This window comes from Chryseobacterium fluminis (genome assembly GCF_026314945.1).
GTDB classification, from domain to species: domain Bacteria; phylum Bacteroidota; class Bacteroidia; order Flavobacteriales; family Weeksellaceae; genus Chryseobacterium; species Chryseobacterium fluminis.
The window spans coordinates 4,121,405-4,144,972 of record NZ_CP111121.1 but is presented as its reverse complement, the minus strand read 5'-3'; the positions used below and the strand labels follow the sequence as shown (position 1 = coordinate 4,144,972).

At 37.9% G+C, this 23,568-nt stretch carries 16 protein-coding genes; 2 read left to right on the top strand and 14 right to left on the bottom strand.

All coding sequences use genetic code 11. The annotated features are described in order from the left end of the window. Nucleotides 1-114 precede the first annotated feature (114 nt). The 7 genes from ODZ84_RS18960 to ODZ84_RS18930 all read right to left on the bottom strand — a co-directional run bounded on the left by ODZ84_RS18960 (nucleotide 115) and on the right by ODZ84_RS18930 (nucleotide 13,471). Nucleotides 115-2,964 carry a hypothetical protein gene (locus ODZ84_RS18960; protein ID WP_266173952.1) on the bottom strand — a complete coding sequence of 950 codons (2,850 nt, stop codon included), beginning with the start codon at nucleotides 2,962-2,964 and terminating at the stop codon, nucleotides 115-117. A gap of 75 nt (nucleotides 2,965-3,039) precedes the next feature. Continuing rightward, nucleotides 3,040-4,599 (bottom strand): T9SS type A sorting domain-containing protein, encoded by a 1,560-nt coding sequence (locus ODZ84_RS18955; protein ID WP_266173951.1) that lies wholly within the window; start codon nucleotides 4,597-4,599, stop codon nucleotides 3,040-3,042. Nucleotides 4,600-4,861: 262 nt separating this feature from the next. After that, nucleotides 4,862-6,571, bottom strand: coding sequence for a helix-turn-helix domain-containing protein (locus ODZ84_RS18950; protein ID WP_266173950.1), 1,710 nt, complete (start codon nucleotides 6,569-6,571; stop codon nucleotides 4,862-4,864). 629 nt (nucleotides 6,572-7,200) lie between these two features. After that, on the bottom strand, nucleotides 7,201-8,643 hold the full coding sequence (locus tag ODZ84_RS18945; protein ID WP_266177406.1) for a TolC family protein: 1,443 nt from the start codon (nucleotides 8,641-8,643) through the stop codon (nucleotides 7,201-7,203). Continuing rightward, a complete protein-coding gene (locus tag ODZ84_RS18940; RefSeq protein ID WP_266173949.1) occupies nucleotides 8,630-11,824 on the bottom strand; it encodes an efflux RND transporter permease subunit in 3,195 nt (1,064 codons plus the stop codon). Before ODZ84_RS18940 ends, ODZ84_RS18945 begins: the two co-directional genes overlap by 14 nt. 23 nt (nucleotides 11,825-11,847) lie before the next feature. Then, complete coding sequence (locus ODZ84_RS18935) at nucleotides 11,848-12,930, bottom strand: efflux RND transporter periplasmic adaptor subunit (protein WP_266173948.1); 1,083 nt, start codon at nucleotides 12,928-12,930, stop codon at nucleotides 11,848-11,850. 145 nt (nucleotides 12,931-13,075) lie between these two features. Continuing rightward, nucleotides 13,076-13,471 carry a hypothetical protein gene (locus ODZ84_RS18930; protein WP_266173947.1) on the bottom strand — a complete coding sequence of 132 codons (396 nt, stop codon included), beginning with the start codon at nucleotides 13,469-13,471 and terminating at the stop codon, nucleotides 13,076-13,078. An 831-nt stretch (nucleotides 13,472-14,302) separates the two neighbouring features. Here ODZ84_RS18930 and ODZ84_RS18925 point away from each other — a divergent pair. Both ODZ84_RS18925 and ODZ84_RS18920 read left to right on the top strand, forming a co-directional pair. Then, nucleotides 14,303-14,701 carry a hypothetical protein gene (locus ODZ84_RS18925; protein ID WP_266173946.1) on the top strand — a complete coding sequence of 133 codons (399 nt, stop codon included), beginning with the start codon at nucleotides 14,303-14,305 and terminating at the stop codon, nucleotides 14,699-14,701. A gap of 40 nt (nucleotides 14,702-14,741) precedes the next feature. Next, nucleotides 14,742-15,182 (top strand): META domain-containing protein, encoded by a 441-nt coding sequence (locus ODZ84_RS18920; protein ID WP_266173945.1) that lies wholly within the window; start codon nucleotides 14,742-14,744, stop codon nucleotides 15,180-15,182. Nucleotides 15,183-15,316: 134 nt separating this feature from the next. On the opposite strand, the gene ODZ84_RS18915 is transcribed toward ODZ84_RS18920, so the two are convergent. From ODZ84_RS18915 to glmS, 7 genes are all read right to left on the bottom strand, one after another. Then, the gene (locus tag ODZ84_RS18915) at nucleotides 15,317-15,574 is read right to left on the bottom strand and encodes a SemiSWEET transporter (RefSeq protein ID WP_266173944.1); all 258 of its coding nucleotides are present in this window, start codon (nucleotides 15,572-15,574) and stop codon (nucleotides 15,317-15,319) included. 160 nt (nucleotides 15,575-15,734) lie between these two features. Next, a complete protein-coding gene (locus tag ODZ84_RS18910; protein ID WP_266173943.1) occupies nucleotides 15,735-16,769 on the bottom strand; it encodes an NAD(P)/FAD-dependent oxidoreductase in 1,035 nt (344 codons plus the stop codon). A gap of 54 nt (nucleotides 16,770-16,823) precedes the next feature. Further along, nucleotides 16,824-17,762 carry a type IX secretion system ring subunit PorN/GldN gene (porN, locus tag ODZ84_RS18905; RefSeq protein WP_266173942.1) on the bottom strand — a complete coding sequence of 313 codons (939 nt, stop codon included), beginning with the start codon at nucleotides 17,760-17,762 and terminating at the stop codon, nucleotides 16,824-16,826. Nucleotides 17,763-17,770: 8 nt separating this feature from the next. Then, nucleotides 17,771-19,363 carry a type IX secretion system motor protein PorM/GldM gene (porM, locus tag ODZ84_RS18900; protein ID WP_266173941.1) on the bottom strand — a complete coding sequence of 531 codons (1,593 nt, stop codon included), beginning with the start codon at nucleotides 19,361-19,363 and terminating at the stop codon, nucleotides 17,771-17,773. A gap of 55 nt (nucleotides 19,364-19,418) precedes the next feature. Continuing rightward, entirely contained in the window at nucleotides 19,419-20,117 is a 699-nt protein-coding gene (gene porL / locus ODZ84_RS18895) for a type IX secretion system motor protein PorL/GldL (protein ID WP_266173940.1), read from the bottom strand. Between the two features lie 58 nt (nucleotides 20,118-20,175). Then, complete coding sequence (gene porK / locus ODZ84_RS18890) at nucleotides 20,176-21,594, bottom strand: T9SS ring complex lipoprotein PorK/GldK (protein ID WP_266173939.1); 1,419 nt, start codon at nucleotides 21,592-21,594, stop codon at nucleotides 20,176-20,178. A 108-nt stretch (nucleotides 21,595-21,702) separates the two neighbouring features. Further along, nucleotides 21,703-23,556 carry a glutamine--fructose-6-phosphate transaminase (isomerizing) gene (gene glmS / locus ODZ84_RS18885; protein WP_266173938.1) on the bottom strand — a complete coding sequence of 618 codons (1,854 nt, stop codon included), beginning with the start codon at nucleotides 23,554-23,556 and terminating at the stop codon, nucleotides 21,703-21,705. Nucleotides 23,557-23,568 lie beyond the last annotated feature (12 nt).

Sequence of the window (23,568 nt, the reverse complement as noted above, 5' to 3'; positions counted from 1 at the left end):
TTCTCTTACTTCTTTCAGTCTATTTGCTGTATCATAAAGATAAACTTCACGGACTCCTGAGGGTGGCGTGATGCTTCTTACCCCGATCAAAGGATCGTAGGTATAGGTTGTAATCTAGTAAGCGGATAAACTCGTTCTAAAAGTATGTAACGCTGCGATTAAACTTTCATCAGAAGCAGTTGTTCCCTGCTGCGCGTCAGTTACAGATGCACTAACAATAGCATCGATAGCAGATTGCGGGATATCGGATAGCTTGGCTCCTTCAATCCTAGCAATAGGCTGCGTTCCGTTATACCCCCAGATGATGGTAGTGGAAATACCATCTTTGGTGGTGTACTGAAGGATATTCCCTTTTGAATCGTACTGATCATAGATAACTTCTGTGGTCGCAGACGCTGGACTTTGAAGGTCAAAAGATTTTGAGGATAATGGCAATACGAGAGTTCCTGTTTGGGCCGTGGGTACAGAAGTAGGGTAAATTGTTTCAGATTTAGAAATGACTTTATTATCTTTTTTAGCCTCGATAATTATTGGAATTCCCACCACATTCTTCGAAGCCATCAAAGCATTTGAACTATTAGAATCCTGCGCGTATAAATAATTTTTAATTAATTCAGAGTTATCAGACAGAACTATGTTTTCTTTTGTAAGATTTAAATGATTACTACTATTGTAAGAATAATCCGTTATAGTTGCAATAGGGTTGTTGTTTAAAAAATCAGTGACAATTTTCTTTTTAATAGCAGAGGTGTTTAAATATCTCTTATATCCCTGCACCCAATATCCTGTTTGATGGTTTAGAGTTACATAATTATTATTATCCTGAGAAGTATTCGGATTGTAATCAATATTGTCGTTATAGATATGCTCTGTTTTTTTTAATGGATTTGCTGAACTTTCAGGATATATAATCTCAGATTTTAGCTTTCCTCTTAAAATGCTTCTGTCAATCCCATATAGATTTCTGAAATTTTTATATAAATTTTCGGGGGAAGCTTGATAGGTTCCCATATTTGGATTTATTATGAAATAATTTCTAATATTTCCAGAATCAGGATTCAAAATGTCAGGATAATCTTCATAGTTAGTGAAATTATATTCTGTGTAACCTTTTCCTGAATTAATCTCATAAACTCTCTGATATCCTACATTATAGCTATCCAAACTATTTTGCTGAACATTGGAGCTGGATCTGTTCATTACCTTTTGAATGAAGCCCGGCCCTGAATATTCTATATAATACATATATCGTGGCCAGTTCATAAGAATCCCTGACGAAATGGCTCCGTTTACTGTAGTGGTGTATTTATAAGTTTTATCATTAATAATCCCTCCATTTTCAGAATAATCATACTGTCTGTGAATCCTCGCACCTCCTACTACCCCCGCATTATTAGTCAAAGTTGGTAAAAAAGCACTTCCTGAATTTCTTTCAATTCTTTTCCCATAAAAATTAGGTTCATATTCAAAAGTGGAATACCCTTTTGTAGGATAGATGATTTTACTCAGCATTCCAACATTGTGCTTTTGAATTTCCGTATCTCTGAACGTATTGTTTAATGTATAATCCCCGGTTGTAAAGTCGTAAGTATCAAATGGTGATAGGCTCGTATTTCCATCCCTACCATTCCAATATCCCCAATGATCTAGACCTTTCGTTATGTATTTAGGTAAGTTTGTTGTATTAAAATATTCAAAACTATATACTCTGTTGCTTTTAGTTTCTGTAATCGTTTTTAAAAATGGCCTTTTATTTACTCCTCCAAGATCATCATAGGCAAATACTGTATTTTGAATTAGTTGGCTATTATTCAAAACCTGAATATTATCTAGCACATATTCATTGAATTCCAACGAATTGGATACTCCTTCATAATGTTTAATAGGATAGCCAGTGTCCTTATAATTGATTTTAATTTCATTACCTTCATATTTTATAGACTCTAACAGAGATCGTTTCGTTAATATAAAATTTTCCGTATTACTGGGTGAATTATTTGATACATATTCACATCCTATTCCTCCTGGACAATTCTGCCACTCTCCATAGCTTGTTCCATCCTGAAAATATCCCTCAAAGTTGAGTACTTTAGCATTTGCTTTAAGATTTATTGAACTGGTGGTCAGATTACAAAAAATATTATTCAAAGTGTCTGCCGCATAATCAAAAGTTACGATTTGCCCATTAGTAAACTCTATTTTAGCAAGACTGAATGAATTAATATAAGGAAAGCTTTCAAATCGGTTATCTTTATGCAGCCCTGGTGATTTTAGCAAATATCCAATTTCATATTTGGAAAAATCTCCTCCAAAGTAGTATTTGTTACCTTGCCCGTCGGTAATCACAATAGTCTCGTTGGGAGGCTTGCAAAACTGTTTACCTCCATAAGATACTAATCCAGACAGATCTACTTTCACATTCGGATCATTAGATTCGACTAAGACAGTACCATTATTTCCCACCATAAATTTTCCAGAAAGTCCCATTGCGTTAAAGTGGAAGGTATCAGGCTCGCCTTCATATCCGTTTTGAGCAGTCCCCAATCTCCAATCTAATCCGTTAAGTCCACCCGCGACACCATACAAATCATAAACTTGACTGTTTTGATACGGATTTAATCGGACACCCGTTAGAAAGCCGTTAAGATCTGCCCCGGGCCCAAAAGGATTACCTAAATTGGATGTAGGATTGCCTAGATATTCATCTGCTATTCTGTTAACGCTTCTGGTAATTCTTCCGCCCGCAAGCAGTGACCAACTTACTCCTGCATAATCAGATTTTTTATGAGGCAAAAATCCAGATGAATCATATGAGATAAACACATCCAGACTTTTCCCGCTACTTGTGGGAAGTGAATAAATAGGAATCTTTAAATCTAAAGTTCCTGTATATAAATTAACCGGTACATTCCCATGTTTTTCAAAAGCATAAGATTGTGGAGATTTTATTTCTAATACACTCATTGTTGGCAAGTCTTGAGCGCTTATCCCTATATATAAGCCTAAAAAAATACTTAATTTTATTTTTCTCATTTGTATTTATTTCTTAATCAATTTCGCATTCGCCGTTTTATCCGTATCCGTTTTTATGACCACCAGGTAAGCCCCCTGAATCAAATTCTGTGTATTGATCTTGGTCACCATATTTTTAGTTTTTAAACTCTGCAGCTGCCTTCCTCCCATATCATACACCACAATTTCCGCTTCTGTAAAGTTCATCCCGATTTCTACGTACGCATAATCCGACACCGGATTCGGATAGATTTTTATATCCTGTTTCTCAATGAGCTGATCAATCTGCTTGTCACCCAGCTTTACAATCTTCCAGTTCTCTTTTCCCAATTCCTCGGCGCTGGTGCCTGCCAGGATAATAGAACCGTCCCGGTTGAGCTTAATATCAGATAACCTTTCCTCTTTTTTAGAAGACTGACCTTTCACATGCTTTCTCCACTGCTCATTTCCGTTCTCATCCAGATACAGCATCCAGAATTTTTCATCATCAGCCTCTATCCTGCCTTCCGCCTGCGTATAACCACCCAATAAAATCCCTGTCGTAGAGTCTTTATTCTTTTCTCCTTTCTCTTTTTTCTCAATAACGCTCATTCCCATCAGCACATCCCTGTTTTTAAAGTTGTAGGACTTTTGCCAGATTTCTTCTCCCCTGTTATTTAAAGAAATCAACCATAAATCTGTCCCTTCAGTGATCCCAACTGATTTATTTCCCGATCTTTCCGATCTTGATTCTCCTCCAACGATATAGCCGCTGGAAGTCAGTGCCAGGGTTCTTAAATGGTCATCTTCTTTTCCGCCGAAGTTCTTTTCCCATTCTACTTTTCCGTCTTTGGAAAGTTTTATGATCCAGTAATCGCCTTCCCCGAAATTTTCGGTTTTCTTAGAGCCTCCAACGGTACTTCTGGAGTAAATGCCTAACAGAGCCCCGCCGTCTTTTGTCGGAATCATTTTCTCCACTTCATCCAGGCCTTTTCCGCCCAGAATCAGCTGGGAGAGTTCTTTGCCATTTTTATCGAGTCTTACCACCAGAACATCTTTGGATCCGTACCCTTTGGCTGAGTTCTGGATGTTTCCAGCTACAAAGAATCCTAAATCGGTGGTCTGGATCACCGCTCTCGCTTCTTCATCAGAAGCGGTGCCGATGGTTTTCTGCCAGAGTTCATCTCCAAACTCATTTAGCCGGATCAACCATAAATCTGATCCTCCTTTAGAATCCTCCTTCTTATCCAGTCCTTTATTGCTGTACGAAGTTCCTGCAACTAAAAATCCGCCTTCCTGTGTATTGACCGTCGCGGTCAAAAAATCGTGGTTCTGTCCGGAGAAGTATTTTTCCCAGATTTCTTCACCCTTTTCGTTTAGTTTGACTAAATGAAAGTCGTAGCCACTGTTCTGCTTACCCGCCCCGGCCTGAAGTTTACTGCTCTGAATGCTGCTTCCCGAAATTAAGTATTGCCCGTCGATGGTCGTAGTGACCTGGCTCAGAAAATCCTGGGTGTTGGATTTGATATCTTTCTGCCAGATTACTTCCTGGGCAGAAAAATTTAAAATAGTGCATAGGAAAAATGCACCCGTATAGAATTTTATCATATGTAGAGTTTACCAGTTAATTAGTTAAAATTTTCCGCAAAAGTAGTCTTTTTATATCATTGAATAATGATTTATTAAAAATTAATATATTATTAATACTATTTCATTGATCTGTACAAAGCTAATAACGGAGTACGACAAAACTCGTCGTAATATAATAAGAGATAACAGTCATCAGACAATTTGAGTCAAAATATCTGATTGTTTCAGATTAAACCTATAGAGTTTAATTGATATAAACCTAATCCACATCATAAATTCCTCAAATAGGATCTCGCCCTTTCTGATCAAGTTCCTGTTTCCTTTTCTTGATAAAATCTGTCGGGCGGATGCCATTGATCTCGAAGAAGAGATCGGAGAAATTTTGTCGGGAGGCAATTCCGCATTCCTGCGCAAGACCTTCGATCCCATATTTCAGATATTTGGGATCTTCAAAAAGTAGATTAGTGATATAACGTATTCTCAGTTCACTCAGATATTTATTAAAATTAACGCCTTTATGCTCGTTGATCACCTGTGAGAGGTAGTTTGAATTGGTACCCAACTGTGTTGCCAGCTTACCCATGGTAAGACCTTTCTGAATAAATTCTCCTTTTTCTTCAAAAGTTTTCAGTTTACCCAGCAGCTCTTCCACTTTATCTTCGTTCAGACTCACTTTCTTTTCTTGAGTAGGAAGGACTGCTTCCGCATCTGGATGTTGCTGTTCTGCAAACTTCTCTTCAATCAGAATATATTTCTGCTGAATGTCTTTAGCTTTTTTATGGCGCCTGGTCAGTAAAGTAACAAGTCCTATTGCCCAGATCAGCAAAACGGTAATCACGACGATACCCAGATAATTAATTTTCTGCAGCTCATTCTTTTCATCCAGTAAAGTCTGGGTATCATATTCTTTATGGATCTTAGAGGACAAATAGATAAAATCTTTAGAAATAATACTGTCCGCTTTCAGGAGCTGGCTTGTATAATGCAGCTGCTGCTCCTTATTACTTTCTTTTTTGCTGTGATTGATCAGAATTTCGTAATTCTCCCTTAATTCCGGTAAGATGAACTGATTCTTCTGAAAAATGGAATCTACTTTTTTGAAATAAATTATAGATTTTTCAGGGTTCTTCAAATCAAGATAGCTCTTGCCAATGTAAAAATAGTTAACGGAAAGTCTTGCAAAATCCCGGCTTTTTTTAATGGAAGGGAGTGATTGTTTCAGATCCGAAAGGGCCAGCTGATACTGAGCATCTTTATACTCAGAAATTCCCTTAGATAACAGAAAATAGGCTTTTTCCTGCGCATAATCAGGATTATTGCCTGCTTCGGCGAGTCCTCTGTTGATATTCTGACCGGCTTCTTTAAATTTCTCCAAATGCCTTTCACAGATGACCAGCTGATGAAGACTGTTCAGGTATCCTTTTTTATTATTATAGATTAAATTGGGATGAATATCGGATTCCGATACTTTTTTGTAATAATCGATACACTGTCTGAAAATGACGGAAGCCTCTTCGTAATATCCCAAATAACTTTTTACGACCCCTATATGATAGAGATTCTGGAATTTCAGATAATTATTTTGGGTCTTTTTGGAATACTCGTAAGCCTTAAGATATTCATTAAGTGCGAGCTGGTACTTTTTGTAATGATAATAGTAGACAATTCCTTTTTCCAGGTAGGCCGTTATTTTAAGATCACCATCTTTAGACTGCCCTGCAGCCCAGACAATACTGTCTGCATATTTTAGCTTATCTTCATTCAGGTAAGAATAAAAAACACCATCCTTATAACCCTGAACCAGCTTTTCATAGTTCTTTTCTTTTTTTGCTTTATTAATATAAGCGTGCAAAGACGGGAAAGCCTGTGAATTATTTTCTTCAAGATTCTCGTATTTTTTCCTGATCTGATAATAATCAAGGGAAGCTTCCTGTGAAAGAAGAAAATTAAAAAATCCGGAAAAAAGTAAAAAGAGGAGCTTTTTAATCACGTTACTAGTTATTCAAGGTCTGATCAGGAGTCAAAAATACACAAAATACCTTAGTTTTTTGCCATAGAATCGGGAATTAACATTTAGAGCTCCATGGATATGGAATCACTATTCAATATGTTATTAATCAACTGATTAAATTAATCCAATTCATCAATTAGGACGTCTTAATTCACGAATAGAGACCATAAGTACTTTTTTTTGTCAGATCAAGATGATAATTTCGGTTCAGAATTTAAAACAAAATTACCTGCATGGCGCTCATTAAGAAATGACATTAAAGTTAGTTGCATTATAAAACACTTTTTTTTGAAATAATTAAATCGATAAAACACAAATCTGACTAAAAATTATTTCGAAACTAATGATGATCAATGCAGACCTTCTTTATGGTGATCCAATACCTACAGAAGTCTGGTTTTTGTCATTTTATTTTTTTAAAAACTAATAACCATTTATCATATAACAAACTAATAACCTGAAAACATATTTTAGTTGGTTAATGTCCTGCAGGTAAATTTTGACAGATTCCTTAACAGGAGCCTTAAAGACAAGTTCTATCCTTAAACCGAAAAGAGACTGCCCGTTTGGATAGCCTCTTTTCTTTTTAAAACATTAAGGATTTACAATCACTTCCAGCCTCCGCCTAAGCTCTTATAAATATCAACAACTGTACTCAGCTGTTTCTGTTTTGCTTCAACCAATTCCATTTTCGCATCAAGGGCATCCCTCTGGTTCAGAAGAACTTCCAGATAGTCTGCTCTTGAGTTCCGGAACAGCTGATTCGCAATATCGATAGATTGGTCCAAAGCCGTTGCCTGTTCGGACTTCAACTTGTAATACTGATCTATGTTTTTCACTTTAGACATTAAATTGGCAACATCTAAATACGCATTCAGAATCGTTTTGTCATATTCGTACAAGGACTGGATCTGTCTTGCATCCGCCGTCTGGAAATTCGCTTTTATCGCACTTTTATTAATGAGCGGACCGGCCAATTCTCCAGCCAGACTGGTTGCAACAGATTCCGGTAATTTTACCAGATAAGAAGGCTTAAATGCTTCTAATCCCAAAGTTGCAGAAATCTCCAGTGAAGGATAAAATTCTTTTCTTGCGGCTTCTACGTCTAATTTTGCTGATTTCAATTCCAGTTCTGCCTGTTTGATATCAGGACGGTTCGCCAATAACTGTGACGGAATTCCTGTATATACCGTTTGCGGAATAATGGTCATAAAATCTTCTTTCGTTCTCACAATGGTCTGCGGATAGCGACCGCAAAGCGCATTGATCTGATTTTCCTTTTCAGTAATTTCCTGACGGATAGTATAGGCTGATGCTTTTGATTTTGCCAGTTCTGCCTCGAACTTTTTCACTGCCAGTTCAGTTGCCGCCGCAGCTTCTTTCTGAATTTTTGATATTTCCAGAGCTCTCTGCTGAAGTTGGGTATACTGCTGAATGATATCCAGCTGATTATCCAGAGCCAACAGTTCATAGTAATTATCTGCAACCTCCTCAATCAAATTTGAAAGGACAAAATTCTTCCCTTCCACTGTTGAAAGATAATGGGCTACGGCAGATTCTTTTTCTGTTCTCAGTTTTTTCCAGATGTCGATCTCCCAGTTTGCCGTTAATCCACCTTCAAAATTTCCAAGCGGATCCGGCATCTTTTTTCCGGGCTCGATCTCTGTACTGGCGTCCCCTGCTCCTTCACTTGTGTAGCGTCCTACTTTTGAAACTCCGGCTCCCAATCCTGCAGAAACAGTGGGTGTCAGCCTTCCTTTTTTAGCTAAAACCCCGCTTTTTGCAATTTCAATTTCCTGCAGGGTGATCATTAATTCCTGATTGTTTTTTAAAGCGGTCTCAATTAAAGCCACCAGATTCGGATCCGTGAAAAATTGTCTCCATGGAGTTGTTCCGCTGTTGTTATTGGCATCTGCCTGTTCTTCCTGATTAAAATTCTGAGGCACATTTTCTTTTACCTCATCTTTTATAACCGTTGCCATGGGTGCCTTACAGCTTGCTAAGACAAGCGATAAAGCAATGGCTGCTATATATTTATTATAAATCTTCATGTTTGTTGTCGTGTTGATAAGGTTCTGTTTGTTCTGTAAGAGGGTTTTCCTCTTCATATCGTGCCAGCTTGGATTTATCCGCAATCGTTCCGAAAATGTAATATAATCCCGGAATGATCATTAATCCGAATATGGTTCCGATCAACATTCCTCCTGCCGCCGCTGTACCGATGGTCCGGTTACCGATCGCTCCGGGTCCGGTTGCCATTACAAGGGGAATCAGTCCCGCAATGAAGGCAAATGAGGTCATTAAAATCGGACGGAAACGGATCGCAGCTCCTTCAATAGCTGCCTGTGCCACCGGAATACCTTCTTCTGCCTTCTTCTGCACCGCAAACTCAACAATCAATACGGCATTTTTACCTAATAAACCAATCAGCATTACCATGGCCACCTGGGCATAAATGTTGTTTTCCAATCCCAGTAACTTCAGACATAAAAAGGCTCCAAAAATACCTGTGGGTAAAGATAAAATCACCGGTAACGGAAGAATAAAACTCTCATACTGTGCAGCAAGGATCAGATAAACGAATCCCAAACACACCAGGAAGATAAATATTGCTTCATTTCCACGACTCACTTCATCTTTTGAAATCCCCGCCCAGTCGATGCCGAAACCTCTCGGAAGCGTCTTGTCTGCTACTTCTTTTATCGCTGCGATCGCCTGTCCGGAACTGTAGCCCGGGGCAGGGGTTCCGCTTACTTCAGCAGAATTATACATATTATGTCTTGTAATTTCTGATAAGCCGTACACTTTTTCCAGGTGCATGAAATCTGAGTACGGAACCATCTGGTCCTTATCATTTTTAACATATAATTTTAATAAATCCGTCGGTAATGCACGATATTGCGGTCCCGCCTGAACAATCACCTTATATGGCCTGTCGAAACGGATGAAACTCGTTTCATAATTCGAGCCAATCAGCGTCGATAAATTGTCCATGGCTTTTTCGATGGTCACTCCTTTCTGTTCAGCCAGGTCATTGTCAATTTTCAGCATATACTGCGGGAAACTTGCAGAATAGAAGGTAAATGCAGATCCCAGTTCAGGACGCTTTTTCAGTTCGGTCACGAAGTCGTTGCTCACCTTCTCCATTTTCTGATAATCACCGCTTCCGGCCTTATCAAGCAAACGGAGTTCGAAACCACCGGCTGCTCCATATCCCGGAATGGATGGCGGCTGGAAGAACTCTATATTGGCTCCCGGAATATTTTTAGCTTTTTCTTCAAGCTTTTCGATAATTTCTGCAGCAGATTCCGAACGTTCCTCCCAACTTTTAAGGTTAATCAGGCAGGTCCCTGAGTTGGAACCTGTTCCTTCCGTTAGGATTTCGTAACCCGCCAATGACGAGACAGACTGTACGCCGTCGATACCTTCAGACTCCCTAAGCAGCTCCTTTGCAATCTGATTGGTTCTTTCCAGGGTAGAACCCGGAGGCGTCTGAATAATGGCATAGATCATCCCCTGGTCTTCTGCCGGAATAAATCCTGAAGGCAGTGAGTTACTTAAGAAAAATGTACAGGCACAGAATGCCAATAATAACGGCAGAGTAAATGTTTTCTTTTTAACCGTTTTATTTAACATTTTCTCATACTTTCCTGCTCCTTTCGTAAATAAATTATTAAACTTACCTAAGAAAATGGTAATTGGCGTTCTTTTCCTTGCTTTTCCATGATTATTTTTTAGGATCAGGGCACATAAAGCAGGCGTCAGGGTTAGGGCCACAACCCCCGAAAGGATAATCGCAGAAGCCATCGTAATGGAGAACTGTCGGTAAAATACTCCCACCGGACCGGACATAAATGCAATAGGAATGAATACAGATGCCATTACCAGAGTAATGGCGATAATCGCTCCGCTGATTTCGTGCATCGCTTCCTCGGTCGCCTTCAGCGGAGACAGATGTTTCTCTTCCATCTTAGCGTGCACGGCTTCAATCACCACGATCGCATCATCCACGACAACCCCGATGGCCATTACCAAAGCAAAAAGTGAAATCATATTCAGCGTAATACCAAAAGCGGACATGATCGCAAAAGTACCGACCAGCGATACCGGAACTGCAATGGCAGGAATTAAGGTGGATCGCCAGTCTCCCAGGAAAAGAAATACAACAATGGCTACCAGTATAAAGGCTTCAAATAAGGTGTGTATTACTTTTTCAATCGAGGCATCCAGGAATCTTGATACATCATAACTGATGTCGTAATGCATTCCTTTCGGAAAGCTGGTTTTCTGCAGCTCGGCCATCAGGGTTTTTACATTTTTGATTACATCACTGGCATTGGAACCGTAAGATTGCTTTACCGTAATTGCTGCAGAAGGTTTTCCGTTCAATGTAGAGTAAATATCATACATTGAAGAACCGAATTCAATATCGGCAACATCTTTCAGCCTTACAAATTTCCCGTCTGTTTTTGCTTTAAGGATAATATTACCATAATCCTTTTCATTATTGAAACGGCCCGGATATTTTAAAATATATTCAAATGACTGTGATCTTTTTCCCGAACTTTCACCGGTTTTTCCAGGTGATGCTTCAAGACTCTGTGCATTTAATGATTCCATTACTTCATCTGCTGAGATGCTGTAAGCCGTTAACCGGTCAGGTTTAAGCCAGATACGCATCGCATATTCCCTTGTTCCCAGGATGTCTGCAAAACCTACACCACCTACCCTTCTCAATTCAGACATAACATTGATGTCTGCATAGTTGAAAAGGAATTTCTGGTCAGCTTTCGGATCGTCGCTGTATAAATTAATATACATCAGCATATTGGGCTCTTCACGGGTAATCTTCACCCCTTCACGTACCACCAGCGGCGGAAGTTTATTGACAACCGAAGATACTCGGTTCTGAACATTGACGGCGGCTACGTTCGGGTCGGTTCCCAGATCAAAAACTACCTGAATGGAGGCTTCCCCGTCGTTTCCGGCGTCGGAAGTCATATATTTCATGCCCGGAACACCATTTAAACCTCTTTCCAGCGGAATAACCACGGATTTGACCAACAATTCGTTGTTGGCTCCCGGATATTCTGCGGTGATATTTACTTTTGGCGGTGAGATAGACGGAAATTGTGTTACGGGAAGTTTTACAAGTGATAAAACTCCCATAAATACGATAATCAATGAGATTACGATAGACAGAACGGGTCTGCGAATGAATTTCTTAAACATAATACTGCTTCATTTATAGAGTCCTACTCTGCTTTTAATTTCAATGACTGAAGAACTCTTTTGGGATCCTGTGCTTTAACTTTAACTTTCTGATCGTCCTTCACTTTCTGTACTCCTTCCAGCAAGATCCTGTCTCCTGTTGCCAGGCCTGAACCGACTACATAAACATCCGGAAGCTCATAAGCTACTTTTATATTTTTAGATCTTGCCACCCCGTCTTTTCCAACCACGAAAACATATTTCTGATCCTGAATTTCATAGGTTGCTTTCTGAGGAATGATCATCGCATTTTTTAAAGGTAAAGTCATTCTTACTTTTCCGGTTTCTCCGTTTCTTAATAATTTATCCGGATTCGGGAATTTCGCACGGAATGCAATATTTCCTGTCTCGTTATCAAACTCTCCTTCGATCGTCTGAACTTCACCTTTCTGAGGGTAAATATCTCCGTTTGCCATGACTAAAGAAATCTGATTGCTTCCTCTGTCGGCTGCATGCATCTGATAATTAAGATATTCCGGTTCTGAAACATTGAAATAGGTATAGACCTCATTGTTATCCGATAAGGAGGTCAGCAAATCGCCTTCATCGACCAAACTTCCCAGTTTCAGGGGTAACCTGTTGATAATCCCTGAAAACGGAGCTTTAATATTGGTAAATGACAAATGCGTCTGAGCCAGGTTTGCTTCTGCATTGGCTGCATCCAATTTAGCTTTGGCCATTGATCTTTCGTTTTTAGAAACAATGTTGCTGTTGGCTAACGTACTTGCATTTTTCAGCTCGATGGTAGCCTGGGCTACTTCTGCCTGGGCTTTCAGTAACTCTGCCTGATACAGCTTGGGCATAATCTGGAACAATACTTGTCCCTGATGAACGTACTGTCCTTCGTCTACATAGATCTTCTCAAGAAAACCTTTTTCCTGTGCACGGACTTCAATGTTCTTGACGGATCTGATCTGAGCTACAAATTCTTTGTCAATCACGGTATCCATCATCACCGGAGTGGTTACAGGATAAACTGACACTTCTTCTTTTTCTTCTTTTTTCTTGTTACAGCTGAACAATAAAAGACTGCTTAGCGCAATACTTGCGACAACTCTCTTGATCATAATTCTGGAGTTTATATAAATCGTTAATGTTTTAAAATGAAAAGGGTAATGAGAAAAAAGGCGATGTGATGATTACCGGCGGACACAACGCACCTTCTTTCCTGCCGAACAGTCAGCAGAAAACAGATTGAAAAAATGGAATTTTTTAAATTCTGATCGAACGAATCAGGATAAATCTTTTTATGGAAGCAAAATGAGCTGGAAAACCATGAATGACAGGCTTAGCTCTCTTAAAACTTTCTAAACCGAAAATGTATACCAGGGTAAAAATACTGGTTAGCAGAACTGTGGTCTGAAAAGTAGTATCCGACCATTGAAAATCGTCTTCAGTGAGCTCTAAAGAATAGGAATTCCCTGCATCATCAGACGCCTGCTGTACAGAAAGTTTTTCGTACGTCTGGTTTAAGCGGTTCGCTCTTTTAGGTAATTGATGACAAGTATGACTGTTATAATCATTGCGTAACGTTTTGACGTTAATTTTGCTCTCCACTACGAATAGCAGGAAAAGACTTGTCAAAAAGTATACGATATAATTTCTCATAATTAAGCCACAAAGGTAAGCTTTAGAATAAAAACGGAGATGAGTAATTTTATGGTCAGGATATATATTAACATTATTTAACGCTCCTTTAAATTATCTGAATGCTATTAAAATGCACCTTAGCAGCATAAACCTCTAATTTCCAATTGTTATTGCACAATGACTGGAGCCGCGATCTTCTATTAGACTGTATCCAAATAGTTAACACTCTACCACCAGGATCAATTTATTAATATTTATCATCATATTTCAACATTTAACTTAAAATATACTGATTATAATTTTAATGTTCTCAATTTTATTTTACCTAATTGAAAAAAATGATACTAAAAATTAAATTATCGTAATATTAATAGAAATTATTATGAATTATTAACATGTATTTGATAATATATCTTATCTTTACAATAAATTAATCCCCCTGATGTGAAATGGCACAGCGGGACTGAACTTAAAATGACTTTAAGATAAACTTAAATATGATGCATGAAAAGAAATTATTTTATAAGAGGTTTTTTTCTCTGTAGCCGGATTTTCCCAAGCCGGTAGATAAACCAGATAAATTCTATCAGAGATTATTAAGCTTTCTTAAAACTGGTTTTGTCAGTAATAAAGATTCTAGAAACACAAACTTCAAAAGGAACAGTATACTTTGTTCCTTTTTTGCTAAACCGCTACGGACAAAAAAAGACTGTTTCATGAAAAGGAATTATTCATGAATACGAATGAATTATTATAATTAAATTATTAAAATTTAACATTTTTATATTATTTTTTGTATATTTAATGAATATTATCACTAGTACACACCATCTAAAAATCACTTATCATATGAAAAAATTATTATTAATTTTTGCAACAGTATTTCTATTATTTTCTGTTATAGCATGCAAACATTCAGGCAAGGAAACGGAAACCATCTTAACAACACCCGTAAATACTGTACATACGGAGAATGAAACCACAAAAGAGGTTTTCAGCAATGATTTGGGAGAACAGATGGAGGTCATTATCAATCATACAAAAAATACGGCAACGATACGTTTGGACGGTAACACTTATGAGCTTAAAAAGAATGAAAGTCTTCCTGAATACACTGCTCACAATTCAGAATACCAATACTCCAATATCCATGGAAATATTATTTTTCTGAAAAGAGATTACGACATGGTTCTGTTTCGCTCTAAAAAAAGCCGTTCGTCAGAATCTACCAAGATGGCATCTTATTAGCATATCAATTTTTTTAAACTAAATAATAAAATTGAAGCTTATGAAAAATGTATTCAGCCATCTATCTGTCCTACTTTTAGGAATTGCACTAACTTCTTGTATAAGCAGAACGGCATCTTCGGCCCAGCCTTCCAATGACATTACCGGAAAAACATGGAAGCTTACTGAAATTAACGGCAAACCCGTCGTCTTGGTCAACGCTGACAGTAACCCTTACTTTAAGCTGAACATGCCTGATATGAGGTATGAAGGTAACGGAGGATGTAACGGCGTAAGCGGAACTTTTGAACTAAAGCCCGATGTTATGCGGATAAAATTCAATCAGGGAATGTCTACGATGATCGCATGTGAGGATCTTGCTACAGAGCAGTTATTTACCAAAGCCCTGCTGGCTGCTGACAATTATACTGTGAATGGTGACACACTGAGTCTTAACAAAGCAAAAATGGCTCCTCTGGCAAAATTTGTACGGCAGCAATAATTCATTTTCATAAAACACATCAACATAATGAAGTCACTCTACATTCCGTAAAGTGACTTTTGCTTTTTAGCGAAAGTATTAAAAGATTAATCCTTATTTTAAATAATTGAGGCCTGTTATCTAAAATATAGGCATTAAGACTTTTTATACAGCATATAACAGATAAGCAGACTTATATTAACCATTACAGAAAATGCATTGGACAGAATGATCGGCCACTCATCTTTAACAACGCCATACCAAACCCATAACGAAACCCCGGTGATGAGAACAAGAAGCATCACCCAAGACAAATCATTGACATTTTTATCCTTAAGAACTTTTATAAGCTGTGGAATCATGGATACTGAAGTAAGGATTCCTGCAACAATACCTAAGACATTTTCATTCATAGTATACTTTTATGTTTACTACATGGATTTTCGTGCCATTTGGAGATGACGTGGTATTTTTATTCAGCTTTGAGGTGATTTGTCATTCAACGAACTGTTTAGATATATTGATTTCGGCATTGGATAACAGGATCTTTAATATGACCTGACTGAACATCAATTATCTAAACCGGTCTGCCGAAATTTCTTCGTGCAAAGGCACTTTAAATTCAATATAATCAAACAGGCTTTTTGAAAAGTAGCATCCATTTAGAATTCCTCTTGCTCCCAGACCGTTAAAAACGTGCAGATTTGTATATTGGGAATGGCTTCCTATTATCGGCCTCCGGTCTTTTACTGTAGGCCTGAAACCGAAATTAACCTCTTTAACCTCAAAATCGTAAGGGTAAAATTCAGACAGGCCCCTGATCAGCTGTTCAACGGCAGAATCATCTACGTGATGATGAAGCTGCTCCCTGTCATAGGTTCCGCCATAGAAATAAATCCCGTTATGGGTAGGAAATAAAAAATGCTTCTTTTTAATGGTGATATTTTCATGAATGTTTTCAGATAATGCTACTTTAATATGATGGCCTTTATTAGCCTCCACTTTAATCTCCGAAAAAAAAGGGTTTGCCTTTACTCCCATTCCTTCACAGAAGATTATATTTCTGTATTTAAAATCTTTATACACCGAATTATCAGGATCAATCTTGGTATAATCGAATTTTTCGCTTACAAAGTGAGAATTTCTTTTTAAAAAATCAAATAAACCCGTGAAAAATCCATTTACATTAAGTCTGGCAGACTGGTTAACCTTTCCTGAATGATATTCGTTTTTTATACCCTCTATGTGATCAATTTTTTTATCAAGAAACTGGGTAAGTTCATCATGATCTGATTTTTTAAGCCACAGCTTCTGTTCATTCTCATCATGAAAGATTCTGTGAATAGGTGCTTCGATCAGATAATTTTCTCCGGTATACGACTCAATTTCTTTTAAAACATTTTTAAGGAAATCGATCTGCTCCTGAGCTTTCCAGAATGTAGTGAATTTTTTAAGAACAACAGGGTTGATGATCCCTGCAGAAACCTGTGAAGCACTTTTTCTCTCTTCCGAAAAGAGAACAAAAGTCCTGTTGTTTTTAATCAGCTGATGGGCAAAGAACAGGGCTGCATAGCCGTCTCCCACGATAATATATTCTACATTCTTCATAATAAAAAAACCTGAGTAAATGTACTCAGGTTTTCTATAATTATCAAGTGAAATTTAGTAATTCCACATATCATTTTCCATCTGAAGAATCTGAGCTTTAATTCTGTCGCTCTCTTCGATCTGGTCATCAGCATCTCTAGGAATATAATCCTTGATAACGCCATCTCCTAAACCTGTTGAAGATTTGAAGATTACAGAAGAAAATCTTCTCGCATTGATTAAGTCATCGAATGATAAATCAGCAGAGGTATTTTTTCTGTTATAAACATAATTATTTGCTAAGATCTCTCTGGCATTTGGATAATATACCCAGAAAAGGTCAATCAAATCATTAGCACCATCAAGTGGCTGTCCATCAGGACCTAACCTACCGATCATCTGCGGATCAGGACCCATTGCAGCAATACCTAGAGGTCTGTACTTCATCTGCCCGTCTCTCTTATCGATAAACCACATACCGAATACCTTTAAGACTCTAACTTTATCAGTTGTTGTCTCATAAACATCGGTAAGTTCTTTTTTCTCCTGTTCTGTCAGCTGACGTCCGCTGTTCAGAATATTTACAGCTTCATCATCAACACGCACACTCACCAATCGGTCTTTGATTTGCTGAGGAGTAAGTCTCTGAACGAAGTTCTCATCATCATACACTTCAGCGATCTGACCGCTTAAAGCTCCGTCTAATAAGAGTTTGTATAGGGATACGGTCTGTGTTGCCAGCAATCCGTCCGGATTGTTATAATAGAATGGCTGATTGATCTTGTCATTCATATCAATGACTTCCCAGACAAACATACTTTTCATGATGTCTTTATCATCAACAAATCCATATTCTAATGGCTTTACTTTCTTGTCAATGACAGTATCTCCCACTTTCATTTTGTTTTCAGCTCTCATTTTTCTAAATTCCTCCGGAGAAGAAGCATTTAGAATCGTCTGGGAAAACATAAAACCAGAAACTAAAACTAAAAAACTGCTAATATATTTTTTCATAATACTTTTTATTGGATATTAATTAAAACAGGTGAGATATTTCCAATCTTCTGATCTCCTAAACCAGTAGCCGAAGCTTTAATTTCAAATATATACACACCGTCTCCAGGTCTTAAATTTTTAAACATTCCAGCAGCACCCTGTAATGAATTACCCTGAACCTGCATCGCTGCTCTACCAGGCACTCTTACCATAAACGATGTTACGTTGAAAGATACCGGGAAATCAAAGTCCGGAATCGTAGCCGATAATGACTGGTTCTCCACCGAAGTTGCAGGCATTGTCAACATATTTTTTCCTCTGATCTGACCTTGCGGTGGCGGCACATTTTTAATTCTGTATTCGAATACCTGAGTAAGAGACTTACCATAAGGGTCTGTTCCTGATAAAGTGATCTTCAGTACATTTCCTGCACCTGGTCTTACATCCCATTTACCCGGACCTGTACTTTTTACAGCAGCTCCCGGAGCAGATAATGAAAGTTTAGCATTATCAGCACCCAAAATAGATCCTGTAACAGGGTTATCAAGATTTCTGTACATTACATTCATCTTATCAGCAGAAAGTAATAAACCTTTTTGAAGTTTTACTTCTTGCGGACCGGCGATCACATTATATGTATGAGTGAAAGGGAAGCTTTGCGCTTTACCGCTTGCATCAGTTAATGTAATGTTACCACTTAAAGTATGAGGACCAATTCCACCCGTATTAAGTGAAGCATATCCTTTTCCGTTTTCCTGTCTGCTCACTCCTGACATTACAATTTTATTACTGTTAGAATAATTTCCTAACATAATAACTGCTTCAGCCGGTTTACCCGCTACTACATCTACCGGAGCAGATACAATCGCTTCATAGCTTGAGAACTTGATGCTGGCATCCACTTTTTCCTGAAGCATTAAAGCCAGTGCATCAGACTGTACGTTTCTTGCATCATTCTGAATGATTTCCAAATTAGAGATCGCTGCGATCAACGGCTGGTGATAGAATTTATTCTGAAACCATGTTTTCTCATTTGGAGATTGCCCTTTAGCATATTCGGCAATCAAAGATTTGTTTGCTCTCTCTATTAAAGATTTCAATTGAGGATTATTACCAAAAGTACTGTTGATATAATTTCTTACATCATCTATTTTAGCTTTAAGCTCCAACGCTCCTTTAGAAGGGGTATTTTCATCTCCTTCCGTAAAGAAATACTTTGTCGTCGCTTCATTGTTGTTTAATGCGGAGAAGTTCTCACTAACATCAACAAGTTTTTTAGTTACCGGATCGATCTCAACAAATTCGGATTCTTTCTTCAATCCGTCTTTAATCTTTTGAGCGTGAGCAACCAAAATATTAATTTTCTCTTTTAATACCTGATATTGCGCCCAAGGCTGAGCATAAGTATCCGGTACTTGTTGTGCTTTTGCCTGTAAAGTTTTCTCAAAAATATCCTCGTTTCTTCTTTCTGTTAAAAATCTAGTATCTTTTAGTGAAACTGTAGAGTCATAATATGATCTGATGATTTCTGCATCAATGTTTAGGGCCATCATAGCGATGAACACCAGATACATTAGGTTGATCATCTTCTGACGAGGGGTCTGTTTTCCTGCTGCCATTCTTTTTTCTTTGTTTTTTGATTAAGTAGTTAAATTTAGAAAATAGGTCAGGAAATTAAGATTTCATTGCTGTTAACATACCACCGTACACTCTGTTTAAGTTGTTTAAGTTAGATGTTAAGCCCTGTAACTCTTGATTGAATTTTTCTGATTGTTCAGCAGATTTTTGCATGTCTGCTACATATTTGTTAGCAAATTCCGATTGTCTTTTACCGCTTTCCAACTGCATGGCATATAAAGCATTCATGCTTTCCATGTGAGTTGCCGCTTTGTTAAGCTGATCATTATATTTATGAGTGGAAGCAGAAACATCTACGGTCTGATTGATCTGATCAACGGACTTGGAGAATTTATCGATCCCCGTTCTTAGTCTTTCAAATAATTGAACGTCTAACTTAGCATCTTCCAGCATTTTGTCCAACTTTGTTGAAAGCGAATTTTCCAATTCAGCAAATTGAGCAGCAGCGTTGTTATTTCTTGAAGATACATTGGAATGCAAAGGGTTTGGGTTAGCATGCTTATCTAATAATTCAGGATAAACATTTTCCCAGGCGTAAGACTCTTCAGATTTTGGAGGGTCAAATGCGAAGATGATGAAGATAATTGCTTCAGTAATAAGTCCTACCGTAAGAGCAATGTTACCATTAATAGGCCCCAAAGTGATGTGGGTAATTTTAAGCCAAGCTCCAAGAATTACAATTGCAGCACCGAATGAATAGAAGAAATTCATCCAAGCATCTTTAGTCTTAAACATATACGTTAGTTTTTTTAATGTTAAATAAAATTGTTATTGAAAAATAGTTATTCAAAGATTATCTGTTAACTCTCCTTGGTTTAACAGCTGCTTCAGGAATATCCTGTACAGTTCTGAATCCGATATAACTTCTGGCAGAATCTTTTCTTTCCCAATCTCTGGCACCCGTCATCAACATATATCCCACATCTTTCCAAGAGCCTCCTCTAACAGATTTTTTCGTATCCGTCTGACCTTTGGTTGTAGGGTTCAGCGTAGATGAGAATCCGTATGATGAGTTGTTATAGTCAGATACAGTCCATTCAGAAACGTTACCGGCCATATCATATAACCCAAATCCATTTTTCTTAAATTTCTTTACAGGAGCTGTATATGTATAAGTGCCTTTTTTATCATCTTCCATATAATTACCTCTTTTTGGCTTAAAGTTTGCAAGATAACAACCTCTGTCATCCATCAGGTAAGGACCTCCCCAAGGGTAAGTAGCATTCTGCATTCCCCCTCTTGCGGCGTATTCCCACTCTAATTCTGTAGGTAAACGGAATATTAACGGTCTTTGTTTTTTTCTCTTTAAACTTTCGTTGTAGTCAGATTTCAATTTTGATCTGAAGTTACAGTAAGCTCTTGCCTGATCCCAGGTAACTCCTACAACCGGATAATCCTTATATGCTTTGTGCCAGAAATACTGTTCAAATAATGGCTCATTATAAGCGAAGTGGAAATCTTTAACCCATACAGTGGTATCAGGATAGATGGCAATACTGGAGCTTCTAAGGTAGTTTACTCCTCTTTCCTTGTCAGCAAGTGCAGCATCCATATCTCCCCATTTGTAATTATATTTCAGTTTACTCACATCAAGAATCCTTTCATTGGATATTCTTGAAGAAGCCGGCAGATACATAGACTCTAACACTTCTGCGTATTCTACATCAGGATATTTTGATGTAGACCAGTGCAAAGGAACTTTCCAATCCAGTTTTTTGGTTGCATCGTATCCTTCATCTTCTCTACCTCCCTGTCCTTCTAAATATTCCTGATATGGTGTTAAATTTTCTTCTTTTTGAGCCAGATAAGCATAATCTCCTATGTTGGTCCCTCTTCCTTTACCTTCACCACCTTCACCGGCAGCTTCAGCAAGTAAAGTTCTGGCAATAGAATCTCTTACATAATTAATGAATACTCTGTACTCTGCATTAGTCGTTTCTGCTTCATCCATGAAGAATGCGGAAACCGTAACTGTTTTCAAAGCTGCTTTCTCAGGAGTATTGGTAGGGTCCTGATCTGCCAAACCTGCAACAAATGATCCTGCAGGTATTGCAACCATTCCGTATGGTCTTTCTGCAACAAATGATTTAGTTTTTTCTCTTGGTATCAACTCTCCTTTTGTTCCCGGTTTACCTACTGAAGAGGCTCCTCCACCTGAACAAGATACCGATGCTACTGACGCAGACAATAATAAAAGAAATATCCTTTTCATGTTAATTTTTATAATTAAGCCGTAAATATATAATTTTTTTAAGAAACTTTTAAGATTTTTTTTGAAATAACGGAAGAAATCTAAATTTATTTTATTTCCTACAAACAATTATTCTACCGTTACCGATTTGGCAAGGTTTCTCGGCTGATCGACATTTGCTCCTCTGTACACTGCTATGTAGTATGCCAGCAGCTGTAAGGGCACTGATGCGACGATGGGCGAGAAACATTCCGAAGTTTCAGGAATCTCAATAACATAATCTGCCATTGCACTTACCTGCTTGTCTCCCTTATTGACAACAGCAATAATTTTCCCTTTTCTGGCTTTAATTTCCTGAACATTACTTACAATCTTATCATAATGTCCTTTTTTAGGAGCAATAATTACGATAGGCATATTTTCATCAATCAAAGCAATAGGTCCGTGCTTCATTTCTGCAGCCGGATATCCTTCAGCATGAATATAAGAGATTTCTTTTAATTTTAAAGCACCTTCCAATGCAGCAGGATAATTATATCCTCTTCCCAGGTAAAGGAAGTTGGTAGCACCAATAAAGTCTTTGGCTATGCTTTGTGTCAACTCATGGGTAGTACTGAGCACCTCTTCAATTTTTTTAGGAATTGCATCCAGTTCGGCAATTAAGCTCATAAATTCGGCATTTCCTAAATTACCGTTATGTTTACCTAATTTGAGAGCAATTAAAGAAAGAATAGTAAGCTGCGCCGTAAAGGCTTTTGTAGACGCTACTCCGATCTCCGGACCGGCGTGTGTATAAGAACCTGCATCAGTAATTCTTGCAATAGAAGAATCTACCACATTACAGATCCCATAGATAAATGCTCCTTTTTCTTTAGCGAGCTTTAAGGCAGCCATTGTATCTGCAGTTTCTCCGGACTGAGAAATGGCAATAACCACGTCTTTATCTGTAATAATAGGGTTTCGGTATCTGAATTCCGATGCATATTCTACTTCTACAGGAATTCTTGCATACTCCTCGATAAGATATTCACCGATAAGACCTGCATGCCACGAAGTTCCACAGGCAATAATGATGATTCTGTTGGCGTTTTTGAATTTTTCAATATGATCCCAGATTCCGGCCATTTTAATAACGCCTTCATCTACAATCAGCCTCCCTCTCATGGTATCATGTACAGATTTGGGCTGTTCAAAAATTTCTTTAAGCATAAAATGCTCAAATCCACCTTTCTCAATTTGCTCCAAACTCAGTTTAAGCTCCTGGATTTCAGGTTCAATTTTGGAATTATCATTAATTGTTCTGATATCAACTCCGCTTTCCAATGAAATGGTAGCCATATGACCTTCTTCAAGATAGATGGCCTCTTTTGTAAACTCTACGAAAGGAGAAGCATCTGAAGCAATAAAATATTCTTTTTCTCCGATACCGATGGCTAACGGAGATCCTAATCTCCCTACCACCAATACTCCCGGATAATCTTCATGCATAACCGTAATTGCATACGCACCATATACCTCATTAAGGGCGTATCTTACTGCCGTAGGGAAATCCATTTCGGTATTTAAATCCATAAAATACTGAATCAGATTTACCAGTACTTCCGTATCGGTTTCAGATTTAAAGCTGAACCCTTTTTCGATAAGCATTGTTTTTATGGTATCATAATTTTCGATAATCCCGTTATGAACAAGTGCTATTTTTCCGTTATTGGATAAATGCGGGTGAGAATTTCTGTCGCTCGGTACTCCATGAGTCGCCCAGCGTGTATGTCCCATCCCTATTTTTGCGATCCCTTTCAGTTGTTTAGAAATATTAACAAGATCTTCTACTTTTCCTTTTGTTTTTTCAACTTCCAGTTTATTATTTTCCGTTTCCAAAACAATACCGGCACTGTCATAGCCTCTGTATTCCAATCTCCTAAGACCGTTAATAACGATATCATAAGCATCCTGAAATCCTGTATATCCTACAATTCCGCACATAATTTTATCAAG

Coding starts and splice junctions, on each gene's coding strand:
- ODZ84_RS18960 (WP_266173952.1), bottom strand. CDS start 2,964: ATGAGTGTATTAGAAATAAAATCTCCACAATCTTATGCTTTTGAAAAA.
- ODZ84_RS18955 (WP_266173951.1), bottom strand. CDS start 4,599: ATGATAAAATTCTATACGGGTGCATTTTTCCTATGCACTATTTTAAAT.
- ODZ84_RS18945 (WP_266177406.1), bottom strand. CDS start 8,643: ATGAAGATTTATAATAAATATATAGCAGCCATTGCTTTATCGCTTGTC.
- ODZ84_RS18940 (WP_266173949.1), bottom strand. CDS start 11,824: ATGTTTAAGAAATTCATTCGCAGACCCGTTCTGTCTATCGTAATCTCA.
- ODZ84_RS18935 (WP_266173948.1), bottom strand. CDS start 12,930: ATGATCAAGAGAGTTGTCGCAAGTATTGCGCTAAGCAGTCTTTTATTG.
- ODZ84_RS18930 (WP_266173947.1), bottom strand. CDS start 13,471: ATGAGAAATTATATCGTATACTTTTTGACAAGTCTTTTCCTGCTATTC.
- ODZ84_RS18925 (WP_266173946.1), top strand. CDS start 14,303: ATGAAAAAATTATTATTAATTTTTGCAACAGTATTTCTATTATTTTCT.
- ODZ84_RS18920 (WP_266173945.1), top strand. CDS start 14,742: ATGAAAAATGTATTCAGCCATCTATCTGTCCTACTTTTAGGAATTGCA.
- ODZ84_RS18915 (WP_266173944.1), bottom strand. CDS start 15,574: ATGAATGAAAATGTCTTAGGTATTGTTGCAGGAATCCTTACTTCAGTA.
- ODZ84_RS18910 (WP_266173943.1), bottom strand. CDS start 16,769: ATGAAGAATGTAGAATATATTATCGTGGGAGACGGCTATGCAGCCCTG.
- porN (WP_266173942.1), bottom strand. CDS start 17,762: ATGAAAAAATATATTAGCAGTTTTTTAGTTTTAGTTTCTGGTTTTATG.
- porM (WP_266173941.1), bottom strand. CDS start 19,363: ATGGCAGCAGGAAAACAGACCCCTCGTCAGAAGATGATCAACCTAATG.
- porL (WP_266173940.1), bottom strand. CDS start 20,117: ATGTTTAAGACTAAAGATGCTTGGATGAATTTCTTCTATTCATTCGGT.
- porK (WP_266173939.1), bottom strand. CDS start 21,594: ATGAAAAGGATATTTCTTTTATTATTGTCTGCGTCAGTAGCATCGGTA.
- glmS (WP_266173938.1), bottom strand. CDS start 23,556: ATGTGCGGAATTGTAGGATATACAGGATTTCAGGATGCTTATGATATC.